Source organism: Lysinibacillus sp. NPDC056232, assembly GCF_042267565.1.
Classification (GTDB): domain Bacteria; phylum Bacillota; class Bacilli; order Bacillales_A; family Planococcaceae; genus Lysinibacillus.
The window spans coordinates 114594-126832 of the sequence record NZ_JBHJTF010000004.1 but is presented as its reverse complement, the minus strand read 5'-3'; the positions used below and the strand labels follow the sequence as shown (position 1 = coordinate 126832).

11 protein-coding genes are annotated in these 12239 nt (G+C 36.6%); all 11 read right to left on the bottom strand.

Annotation, left to right across the window (positions count from 1 at the left end; genetic code table 11):
* Positions 1-184: 184 nt before the first annotated feature.
* Positions 185-760, bottom strand: coding sequence for an RloB family protein (locus tag ACFCYJ_RS05105; protein WP_376071517.1), 576 nt, complete (start codon positions 758-760; stop codon positions 185-187).
* A gap of 106 nt (positions 761-866) precedes the next feature.
* Positions 867-2147, bottom strand: a complete 1281-nt coding sequence (locus tag ACFCYJ_RS05100; protein WP_376071515.1) for an AAA family ATPase — start codon at positions 2145-2147, stop codon at positions 867-869.
* Positions 2148-2591: 444 nt separating this feature from the next.
* Positions 2592-3518 (bottom strand): NAD-dependent epimerase/dehydratase family protein, encoded by a 927-nt coding sequence (locus tag ACFCYJ_RS05095; protein WP_376071512.1) that lies wholly within the window; start codon positions 3516-3518, stop codon positions 2592-2594.
* 428 nt (positions 3519-3946) lie between these two features.
* The gene (locus tag ACFCYJ_RS05090) at positions 3947-4474 is read right to left on the bottom strand and encodes a YceI family protein (RefSeq protein WP_376071509.1); all 528 of its coding nucleotides are present in this window, start codon (positions 4472-4474) and stop codon (positions 3947-3949) included.
* 443 nt (positions 4475-4917) lie between these two features.
* Positions 4918-5676, bottom strand: a complete 759-nt coding sequence (gene srtB, locus ACFCYJ_RS05085) for a class B sortase (RefSeq protein WP_376071507.1) — start codon at positions 5674-5676, stop codon at positions 4918-4920.
* An 11-nt stretch (positions 5677-5687) separates the two neighbouring features.
* Positions 5688-6458: an ABC transporter ATP-binding protein gene (locus tag ACFCYJ_RS05080; protein WP_376071504.1), complete on the bottom strand. Its 771-nt coding sequence runs from the start codon at positions 6456-6458 to the stop codon at positions 5688-5690.
* A 6-nt stretch (positions 6459-6464) separates the two neighbouring features.
* A complete protein-coding gene (locus tag ACFCYJ_RS05075) occupies positions 6465-7430 on the bottom strand; it encodes a FecCD family ABC transporter permease (protein ID WP_376071502.1) in 966 nt (321 codons plus the stop codon).
* Between the two features lie 158 nt (positions 7431-7588).
* Complete coding sequence (gene isdE / locus ACFCYJ_RS05070; protein ID WP_376071499.1) at positions 7589-8512, bottom strand: heme ABC transporter substrate-binding protein IsdE; 924 nt, start codon at positions 8510-8512, stop codon at positions 7589-7591.
* Between the two features lie 15 nt (positions 8513-8527).
* Complete coding sequence (locus ACFCYJ_RS05065) at positions 8528-9841, bottom strand: NEAT domain-containing protein (RefSeq protein ID WP_376071497.1); 1314 nt, start codon at positions 9839-9841, stop codon at positions 8528-8530.
* 81 nt (positions 9842-9922) lie between these two features.
* Positions 9923-11368 carry an NEAT domain-containing protein gene (locus tag ACFCYJ_RS05060; RefSeq protein ID WP_376071494.1) on the bottom strand — a complete coding sequence of 482 codons (1446 nt, stop codon included), beginning with the start codon at positions 11366-11368 and terminating at the stop codon, positions 9923-9925.
* A complete protein-coding gene (gene isdC, locus ACFCYJ_RS05055) occupies positions 11368-12009 on the bottom strand; it encodes a heme uptake protein IsdC (protein ID WP_376071492.1) in 642 nt (213 codons plus the stop codon). The genes ACFCYJ_RS05060 and isdC overlap by 1 nt, the downstream gene beginning before the upstream one ends.
* Between the last annotated feature and the right edge of the window lie 230 nt (positions 12010-12239).

Below are 12239 nucleotides of genomic sequence, written 5' to 3'. Positions count from 1 at the left end.
TTAGTTGTCATCGTCGCATTGAGCCTTCGTTCCTCTACTGCTGATCCTCAAGGAGTCGCCCAGTCGGAACGAAGGTCAACTTATAATGTATGACCTACGTTTTAATAAATTTCATTCCTAACTTTTTGGATACGAGCTAATAATTGCAGGTTCTCCATTAAGCGACGGAAAACCTGCTTGGGCATTAAAATATGTATTGTATCATTTCATGTATGTTGCAATAAGGATTGTCACGGCTTTCTGTCTTGCGAAGTGCCATCATATCTGTGCAATTTTTAATAGCAACCTCATGTCGAAGTGCGATAGGTGCAATGACTGACTCATCCGCTTTATGGCGAAAATAACGTGTTATTCCAAGATGCTGCTCCATCTTGTCATTTAATACTGCTCGAGGATACTTTTCAGACATATCGACCTCTTCAAAATGCAACAGTAGCCATAATTCGAACGCTTCATTTGAATAGGCAATATGAATATTATTCTCCTCACAAAAGTCATTCACTTCCTCTAATTGCTTTTCGGTTAAATCATCCTTATCAAAAACAATCCAAACCTCATCAAAATATTGATAACTCGAATCTCGATAGGCATGCTGGGCAAGCTTAATAGCCGAACGTTTAACGTTTTTTATTTTGACACTTACCATTTTGGAGCGCTTTAAAATACGCAGTTGCTCAAAATAAATGCGTTCGGTTTCACCTTCACAATAAATTAAAATAGTTTTACGCAGTGTTCGATTCCCTTGTTGACGTACTCTCACTGCTCAGATACCTCCACTTCCTATCAATTAAGCCTCGGCATAATTGTAGCTGTCGCACAGATAAATTGCCACAGGGCGAGGCGTTCTTAGACTGAGTTTCTTTATTTCAGTGGCTGTTTGGATACCCGCTGAAAGAAGTTAAATATTGTTCGGATAAATATTCATTAATAACCGGTGTCGCCCCAAATTCTCCTTTTAAGTAACGCTTGGCATAGGAAATATCTCCACGTTTCTTCTGCAAATCTGCAAAATCAAATAAGGAGTATAACTCGGATTCATTTTTAAAGCTTTTATTGACAAACCATATTTGATCGGAACGCAATGGCTGGTCTAATAAATCAATTTCATGACTTGTGACAACAAATTGATTCACGTTACGCTTGCTGTTCATAATGGCCATTAAAAACTCGCAGATGGACACATGAAATGCTGTATCAAATTCATCTATAAAAATAGTCTTCCCCTTATTGTATGCATCAACAATGACACATGCTAAATGCAGCATACGGACTGTTCCCTTTGAATCCATCGTCCAATTGATCATCTCTGTCCCGATTGGCGTACCTGCTTCATCAAACGATAAATAGTGCAAATCAATATCCACTTCTTGAATAACCTCTGGTGTGTCAAAATCATAGCCAATCGTATTTTTCTCTCTACGCTCAACGCGTCTTGCCGTCACATCTTGAATAGAAAAGTCTGCAATCTTTAGTAACTTCATCACTTCTTTTTTAAAGGACTCCTCTTCAAGTTTACGAATAAGTGGATGACTTGATAACCGATTTGCTTCATCTAAAAACAGGATTTTATGTAAAAACCAATCAAATATTTTCGTAGCATCTGGGTCATTAAAGACATTTAATACTGATAAGAACGCTGTATTATTACGCGTATATTTTGTCAGCTCGAACGCTGTGCTTTCGGCAGTTTCATACAAATATTCTGTCCCATCCCACTGTCTATTAAAGAGCTGCTCTCTCAAGGATTTTGTCGTTTTAGTTAGGCCTTCATAAAGTACTTGCGAAGCATTATATTGTACCTCATAATCGTACAGTACCCCATCTAGGAATAATGAAATCATAAATTCTGTCGGTTTCTCCTGCTGACCTCCTAACTTAAATGGCTGGTAGGGCAAACGTAGTTGTTTAACATTATTAAGATTTTCAAAGTTAAACAATAAAGAACGTAAAATTTTAATAGCCGTGAATAAGTTCGATTTTCCACTTCCATTTGGTCCGAAAATAAAGGCGCTTTTTACAAGGCGAAGCGAGTCAAATTTCATCGTATGTGTGTCCTTTAATTTACGAATACGGCTTCCCGCCACCATCGAAAATAGCGTTTCGTCTTTATAACTCAGGCAATTTTTCACTCTAAAATCTACTAGCATATTTGCAGGCCTCCGTTCAATTCCACAACATTCCTTTTAAAAGATAATTATACTATAGCCGTAAAAAAACACCTATTACTCCGTGTATTCCCCACAATATGTTGCACAATTATTTGTTGGTGCAAATGCAGTCAAAATTCTTCTATTATTCACAGTTTTAATAATTTCAGATTCTCTCTCAAAATGTAATTGTAAATATAAAAAGACGATCTCCCCTTTATATAGTAGGGAAATCGTCAAAGATTACACTTAATTATCTACATATTTTAAGCTCATCACCATAACGTGGGGTTGATCCGTTCCGATAAATCTTCAAAGTATAATGAATTCATCACTATAACGTGGGGTTGATTTCCGCTCCGCTTCGCTAAGCTCCAGGTCTCATCTGTGACGCTAAATGATAAACGTACATTTTGACAACATGTACATATTTTTATAATTTAATTAAATTTCTACTATCTTTTCATCTTGTAACGCTTGCAATGTACGCTCTATACCTTCCGCAAAAGAAATTTTTGGCCTCCATCCTATTGCCTTCGCTAACTTTTCATTATTTAAAAACGAATGCTCAATATCTCCCTCTCTCGCAGGAGCATATTGAATTTCTAAAGGATGATTTAAATGCTGCAATAATAAAATGACTTGATGAATCGACCATGCTTCATTCGTTGATACATTATAAATGCCCTGTAATCTAGCCTGTACACCGGCATAAATAGCATCCGCAATATCATCTACATATATGAAATCTCGTGTTTGCTCTCCATCTCCATAAATTGTGAAGGGCCTTCCCTCTATACTGCTTCTTAGCATGCAAGGAATAACCGCCGCTTCCCCCTGCATACATTGCCTTGGACCAAATACATTAGCAAATCTATAAATTAATGTTGGTAAACGATAATCTTTTTGCCATTTCTCGCAATATGTCTCACCAATACTTTTGTTTAATCCATACATCGAAATCGGCTCACTAACATCTGTTTCTTCTATTGGAGGATAGTGACTATCTCCATAAACAGCTGCCGACGAGGCAAAAACGAAATGCTTTACCTTATATTTTGACGATAAGAAGAGCATCTGACTAAGCCCTACAATATTCGATAAAACATCCTTCACTGGTTCTTGTATCGATTTTTGGACACTCGTTTGCGCTGCACAATGGATGACCACATCAAATGCTGTTTCTTTAAAGAGATGCTCACAAACTTCATCTTCCACATTCAAAAGATAAGACTTATGCTCAAAGTCGACATTACGTAAATGGCCTGTACTTAAATTATCAATGATATAAACATTTGCACCTTCTTTAAAAAAACGCCTTGCCACTGCACTACCGATAAAACCATAACCACCTGTCACTAATACATTCATCCCATCGCCCCCAAAAACAATATGATGTTTTATATGCAGCAATTACTAAAATTATGCAAGTAACATATTTATTGTGTTATTTTTTGGAAATATTTCTCGTGTAAATATAAAAAAATGTGCCCGATATATCGAGCACATTTTACAAAAATCAATTATGCCTCGGCATAATTGCGTCCGGAATCCGCCGGAGGCTTTAGGCCAACAGATGTTTTTTGCGCGAAAGCGTAGTGCTAACGCAGCGTCAGCAGCACCGAAGTTGGTCACTCAGTCGTTGCCACAGGACGTGGCGTTCTTAGACTGAGTTCCTCTATTTCAGCAGGTTTTGGACACCAGCTGAAAAGTGACTTAAAACCGCATTCATCTCATCACCTATAGAGGTGGGAGACTTCTGTAGCTGACGCTTCGCTTTCGCTACCAAAACACTTGAGTTAAGCTGGGTTTACTTCCAGTTCAACTGTAATTTTGATGTCTTTACCAACTAAAACACCGCCAGTTTCTAATGCCGCATTCCAAGTTAAGCCAAATTCTTCACGATTGATTGTTGTTGCAGATTCAAAGCCATAAACTTCTTGGCCCCATGGATTTGTACCTTTCCCATTAAATTCAGTAGCAAATGTTACTGATTTCGTTACGTCTTTAATTGTTAAATCACCTGTAATCGCATATTCATCATCTGATTTTTTTGTAATGTTTGTTGATTTGAATGTGATTGTTGGATATTTTTCAGCATCGAAGAAATCTGCTGCTTTTAAGTGATTATCACGATCTTCACTACGTGTGTTAATGCTAGCTGCATCAATTGTAAAGCTAATGTCTGCTGTTGTTAAATCTGCAAGATCTGCTGCTTCAATATTTGCTGAATAAGTATCGAATACACCTTTTACTTTTGATACCATCATGTGCTTTACTTGAAAGTTAATTGCTGAGTGTCCTAAATCAATATTCCATTTTGCCATTTTAAATTCCTCCAATGAAATTGTTTTTATCTCGATTTCGAGATATATGTTAAAATATGAAGTAACTACATTAATTATGTTCCCCAAAATTTAAGGGATAAACATTTGTAGTTACTTCTTTCGTACATCTCAGTTACGAAAAGTAATCAATTACTTTATGTAACCTACTATATATTAATAATTTACTTACGTCAAGTTATTATTTAAATTTTTTTCAAACTCAAGGTATCAAGTTTTTTCTTCGAGATGTGTGTGTTAAGTGATTTGCTTTTTAAGATTTATTTCTACCTTAGCGGTTCTTGGGGTGCCCCAAGCATTTCAGACTCTCAGCCTGATCAGTTCTCTCAACAACATGATCGATTTCTCCAGCACAGAAATTTTACTCCGACTACTTTCTTCAAATAAAAAAGAAGCTTCCCAATGAAATCGGAAAACTCCTTATCTCAGCGTTTCACTAATTTACCTTGGACGACAAAACGATGGTCGTCACTCATGACAGAATCCTTACAAGTGGATAGTGTAAGAATTTTGTCTTCTGGTCCAATCTCTACATTCATTTCGATGGCAGAGCGTGTTTGAATTTCGCCCATAAATTTTAGGAAAGCATCATTGCTCGTAAATTCTGTTTCAATGTAATAAAAATCAATTGTAGTTTCATAAGCAGCAAACACTTCGACATCATAACCTTCATACAGAGTGTCTAAATAAATGATAGGATGTTCGTTTGCATATTGCTGATTTAAGTAATTTTTAAGACTCCCAAACATCGTATTATTCTTCATGGCATGGCCGTACAAAATAGTATTTTGGTTTATATCCTGCACATTATTACGATAGTCCATAAATACACTGCCTGCACGACTTTCTCGATCTTTAAAGTTATGATTTAAATAAAAATCATTATTTTCAGCTTGTAGAATTGGATTATTGAGCTTTGTCCCGTCTGCAGAAATCCAACCAACAATGTTTTTATTTACCGTTAGTAAATCATTGAACTGTGGACGGATTGTAAATGGCGTTGATGAGATTTCCTCCGCTTCATCTTTTAGAGAAGCCAATGTTGATTGATAAATTGTTTGTGCTTCTTCCAGTGATTTTGAAGTCTCATAGTACGTGTATAAGTATTTGGCTAATGCAAAGCCTGAGTATAAGAATATAGCTAAATATATAAATGTTAAAAACTTAGATGTCCATTTTTTCATCGTATCACCAGTTATATCCCAAGGGGTACCATGTAAAATCCATGCTGCTCATCCTCATTGAAAATGGCTTCAACACCATAGACTTCTTTAATAACTTTCCTTGTAATGACGTTACGTGGTGCTCCCTCAGCTATTATTTGTCCAGCTTTCATCAGAATGATTTGATCGCTATAGCGAATCGCCTGATTTATATCGTGAAGCACCATAACGATTGTTAAGCCATGTTCCTCATTTAACGCCTTTACAAGCTCCAATAACTCAATTTGATAATAAATATCCAAATATGTTGTCGGCTCATCCAAACATAAAATTTCAGATTGCTGTGCTAAAGCCATAGCAATCCACACTCGCTGACGTTCCCCACCTGATAAAGCCTCTAAATCGTTTTCTCGTTTTTCTAGTAAATTCGTACAAGCAAGTGCCCATTCAATAGCTTTGCTATCTTCCTTTTCATTTCTTTTTAACATTGTATGATGTGGTAAACGTCCAAAACTCACTAATTTTTCTATTGTTAAATCCTTTGGTACATCATTTTGTTGATAAACAATTGCTAGTTTCTTTGCAAATTCTTTTGGCTTGTAGTACACCAAATCCTTGCTTTCTAACGATACATTCCCCGATATCGGTATATTGTTGCGGGACATAACACTTAATAATGTTGATTTTCCACAGCCATTTGGACCGATAATCGTTGTGATTTTGCCCTTTTGAATTATCGTCGATACACCATCTAAATGATTTCGAGTATTATCATGCGATACGATAATATCTTTTATTTCCATGTCTCCTCACTCTTTTCGTAATAGGAATATTAAGAATGGTCCACCGATAATCGCCATAATGGTCGAAGCTGGTATTTCAAGCGGTGCAACCATTGTGCGACCAATCGTATCTGCCACTAATATTAATAAAGCTCCAGCTAATGCTGTAAAAGGTATAAGCACCTTATGATCGTGTCCAACTAATCGACGAGAGATATGTGGCACTAACAGACCGACGAACGAGATAACTCCCGCTACGACAACAGAAACAGCTGATAATAGTACCGCAACAGCGGCTATTAATAGACGAGCACGAGCTACATGAAAGCCTAGACTTTTTGCTGTTTTGTCTTGTAATACTAGGAGATTACACCAACTATATAACGCAAAGGCAGCTATTAATCCGACAGTACCATAAGTAACAATTGTTGATACGTCCTTCCACGTACGCATCGTTAAGTTTGAACCTACAACGCTGGAAGCTGAAGTATTCAATGAGCCACCTAAACTAATGAAAGTCTCTGTTAACCCCGTGAACATTGCATTAATAGCAATCCCGACTAAAATAAGTTTCAACGGACTTAAGCCTGACTTCCATGACAACGCAAAAACGAGTGCGCAGGCAAATGCCCCACCCATAAATGCTAATACTGGTGTCATAAAAAATAATGCTGGAAAGAAGGAAATAATAAAGAGCTGGACAAATGCCGCTCCTGAAGATATACCAATAACCCCAGCATCCGCTAACGGGTTACGCATCACTGATTGTAATAGTACCCCTGAAACGGAAAGTGCTGCACCAGCAAACAATGCAACAATGATTCGTGGAAATCGCAAATCCCGGATAGCCTCCATTTGACTATTTCCTTCATCAAATAATGCACCTATAAATTCAAAAAAGCCCATTTTAATGCTACCTGTTGTTGCTGCATAAACTGCTGAGACAAGTAATAATACAATTACAATTGAAAAGCTTACAATTTTTTTTGTCATACCGGACTTCCTTTTTCTTTTCAATTTCCATCATGTTTTATGTACATCTACAAAACTTTGCTTAAGGAACTGAAACATAGTTTTCTACTAAATAGGAAATATAAGAAAAGCGCCCTATGACAAGGCTATGCTTGCGATACGAGCGACATTTCTAGTTTTTATTTACGATAGAAGATTTCCATTAGCTGTCCTAAAGCCTGTGGCACTTGTAATGAAGCTGTAGTACCGAACAATTCTTCCTCTAAATCATAGACTTTACCGTTTTTTACTGCGTCAAAATGCTTCCATATATCATTCGTTTTAAATTCTTCATCAAACATTTTTACTACTTCATCTGGCATACCGTGCGATAGACGTAAAATAATATCGGGGTTACTGTTATGCAGGTACTCAGTATTCGAAGACAAGTATTCAGCGTCTTGGCCCTCCATTACATTCATACCACCTGCACGTTTCACAAGGTCTCCTGCATAGGAGTTTTCAGTCGCAACTAAATAACTACCTGGAATGCCAAGTAAAATTAATACACGAGGCCCCTCTTTGTTCTCAGCAACTGTTTGTACAGCATCAATATTTTTTTGTAATCCACTCACTAACTTCTCGGCTTGTTCTACACGATTATAGCGTTCGCCAAGTGTTTTAATCTCGGAAAGCATAGCATCAACACTTTGAAAGTTTAAAAAATGTACTGGAATTTTTAACTGCTTGAATTTATCTTGTAAATCATACTCTAACGTTGAAACTGATAACACATCTGTTGGATTTAATGATTTAACAATCTCCATATCTGGCTCCATTGCGTTACCGATAGTAGGCAGTCCATCGAAGCGTTTTGCTAATGTTTTTTCTGTTTCAGGCACTGCTATAGCGTCCAACTCTAGCTTATCTAGAATATCTGCAATAACAACCGTTCCTGCAATAATACGATGTTCATTCTTATCAGTTGCTTCAGCTGATGGTTGTGCTTTTTCCGTAGATGTCTCTGTCTTTTTTTGCTTATCTCCATCACTACAGCCAACAACTACCAACAGTAATGACATAAGCGCCATCATGAGCAACCAACATTTCCAATTCTTTCGCATAAAGTCATCTCCTACTTATTTCTGTTCAGTCACATCTTTTCTTGAATTTTTAAAACGGCGAACGAGCAACCAGCCCGATAAAATACAAATTACTACTAGCAATACTATCTTTACAATATTCAGCTGAGCAAGCTGCTGTTCAATCTTAGAATCCTTCGCTACTTTTTCTGTAGTTTCTTCTTTAACGTCAGCATTCTCGGCGTCATTTTCATCCTCAATAGGTGCGTCAAGCGTACGATCAAATGCTAACCGCTCTTCCTTTGGCACAGTTGATGTAGGCTGAAATGATGGCAGTGTCCGTGACAACTGAGTCGGTTTTGCCACAGTCTCATGTTGTGTTATCACTGGTACCTTTCTCATTTCCTCTTTAACAATAACAGGTGCCTTTTTCACTTCCTCTTTAACACTAACAGGTGGCTTTTCACTCGCTACTTGCTTAGATGGTGTATTTGTAGAAGGCTTATTTAAAAAATTTGCTACTTGCTGTTGATTGAATTTTAGATTTACGAAATATTGATGGTAATAAGAAATCTCAGGTATTTCAACTTTAACCCACATTCGTATTGGCTTTTCAAAATCACTAATTTCAAATTCGACTATTCTGGCATTGTCTACGAGTGAAATAAGCTTTGGTTCCACTTGGTTTCCTCGTTGATCTACAGTTAAGCCTGTTATCCAATTAGATTTTAAAATAGTCATGTGGGCATAATATTTGCCGTTTTTTTCTTTTATTTTTGCAACAGGGTTTACATATGTATTCATAATGGATTGTTCGTTTTTTCCATCTACTAATACTACGTAATTCATTGACCATTCCTTATCATAGATTTCTTCCAAAGGAGATTCTTTCATTTCGTTTTCCGGAATAACTTCCTCATCCTTTGGTACAATTGTTGAAAGGGTTGTTAACTGTAATTTAAGCTCTTGGGAAAAAGAGAAATATTCCTCTGAGGATGAAAATGCCATCTCGCCTTTAATGATAATAGGCTGATGTAAATCCTTGACATCAAATTGAACTAAATTTTCAGTCTGAACGTTTGACGAAAGCTCATTTCCAAGCTGTTCGATATGTATATCCCTTATACTCAATGGCTTATTTATAGTTAAATTTAAGCTATATTGACCGTTCTTTACATCAATTGTCGCCAATTCACTAAAAATATTGTCTTTCCCTCCATCTAGAGATGAAAAACTTAGTTCAACTTGATAGCTCCCATTTTTTAATACAGATTCTTCAGCTTTTGCCTGAAGCCATACAAATGGAGGGAGAAACATTAGTAAAATAGCACTCAAAACGAATACTCGAAATATTTTTCTATTGTTAATCACTGTGTAAATTCCTCCAAATTATTTAAGAACACAGTAACTTCCTTCCTCGGATAAGTGAGAAAGGAAGTTGCTGTAACCATACTATTTATTCATGTATTGTAATGAGCCATTTAAAATTTTTGCCATATGTGCGCGTTTTAATGGACTGCTTGCATTAATAACAGTTTTACCTTTAGCATCTACAGATCCAGTCATGATTTTACCTGCATATAGAAACGCAAAGGCTTTTCTCGCTTCTTCACTTGTAACAGTTGCACCATCAGCATAATAAGACAAACTTGGATCACCATAGTTCATTTCTTTTCCTGCAACATGCGCTACTGTTCGGTAAATCATCACTGCAGCTTGTTGACGAGTAAGTGTTCCATTCGGATTAAAGTTCTCAGCTTTCATGACAATTCCAGCTTCAGTTAAAGCATTAATTGCTTGTACACGTTCTGCGTCAAGTTTCGCTGTATCTTTAAATCCAGCATCTTTTGTAGAAGATACATTTAACGAACGAGCAATCATTAACGCAAATTGAGAGCGTGTAATATTGTCATTTGGTTTAAAGTAATCTTGACCCTTAACAATTCCCTTGCTATATAATGCTAGGATTGCATCTTTATTAGCATCATTACTAATATCCTTAAATGGATTCACCACTGGTTTCACTGCGCCTTCCACAGCAAAACTAAATTGAACTTGGTGGTTCGAGTCATAGTTCACGCCTTTGTCTGGCTCATTTACAACAATATGCAGCTTTGCATTCACAAGCTTCTTTAAGTCTGCCACTTCAAATGAGTACTTACTTGTATTTGTTGCATCGTCTTTACTTACTAAAGTTGCTTCTTTTCCCTCTACTTTGAATCCTTTAACATATTGACCTTGAGGGAACGTCATAGTGACTATGTTTTTACCATCTACTACTGATACGTCTACTTTTGATTGAATATATTGCTTCATAATAGATTCTTCAGAAGTACCGTTTTTGTAAACAGTGACAGCCACTTCATTTACTTTAACTTCTTCTTTAACCTCTTCAGATTTACCATTTTCTACTGCTTTCAAATCAAAATCATACCACTTGTCCATATTAGCTGAAGCTACGACAACGTGGATTTTCGCTGATAATACTTCTCCAGCTACAACTGGGAAACTATATGTAATTGTTCCATCTGCATTTTTCACTTCAGTAGCATCTACAAACTTATCACCTTGCTTTGTTTGTAAACCTGCGATCATTGGGGCAGATTTTGCTGCAACAGTTAATTTCGCCTCAAATTTACCATCCTTTTCAACGATTGTACCTTGTGTTACAAGATGAGAGCTAATTGCAGGTTGTGGTTCTGTTGTTCCAGGCTTAAAGGTTTGGAAATTTACAATAGTACCAGCATTTTCTGATTTAATGGCCTCTACTTTTGCTTCAGTATTTGTAGTCGTTACTTCAGCTACCTTTGCAGATGCAAATGATGGTACTGAAAGTGATGCTGCTAGCAATGAAGCTAGTACTATTTTCGTTGCGCGTGATTGTCGTTTTTTAGCCATTATTGACCCTCCGTTTTTGTTTGTAGTTTTTTTCTATAAAGTAAAAATGCTGATCCAACTAATGCAACGATCAATAAATAGGGTGTTGCATCGCTTGTTTGTGGATTCGGCACATGACTTTCAGTAGAATTTGTTGGAGCATTAGTAGTTTTCGTATCAAATGCTTGCGTTGGAGCATCGATAGTTTTCGTATCAGATGCATTTGCTACTGTTGCGCTTCCTGCAGATGCCGCATCAAATACTAGTGAGACGCTGTATTCGTGGTGATAATTAATGTCGTCAATATCAATTTTCATAGCAGTTACAACTGGTTTCGTTAAATCTTTAACTGTAAATTGTACAGTACGAGTATCAGCTGCTTTATCTTCACTTACTACAGTTGCTCCACCTGGTGGTTGGAACTTTGTAATCCATGCACTATTTTTTAATGTAATTTGTACAGTAGCCGTCCCATTTTTCATTGTGACCTTTGCTGGTTTTAAAAAATAATCATTTGCAATGGATACAGAGTTGCTTTCAGGTTTATTGACCTGATATTTTATCGAATGTGTACCGTCAGCTAGTTGGGCAGATGCTTGTGGTAATGCCATATTAAATACGCACAAAGTTACAAGCATGACGAACATTATTAATTTCTTCATGTGTTACACGCCTCCTCTAAAATAATGGAAAAATTCAATTCCATAAAAACATGATTGAAAGCTCTTCATGAAATGAAAATCATTCTCAATTGCACTTCCATTACCAAGAATACGTGTTAATGCCAGTGAATGTCAACCATTAAACCAAATTCGTCCTCAATATGTCAAAATTACCTTAAAAAAAAGAAAATATCACATAAAAAACATGTGATATTTCCTATTTTTAATAG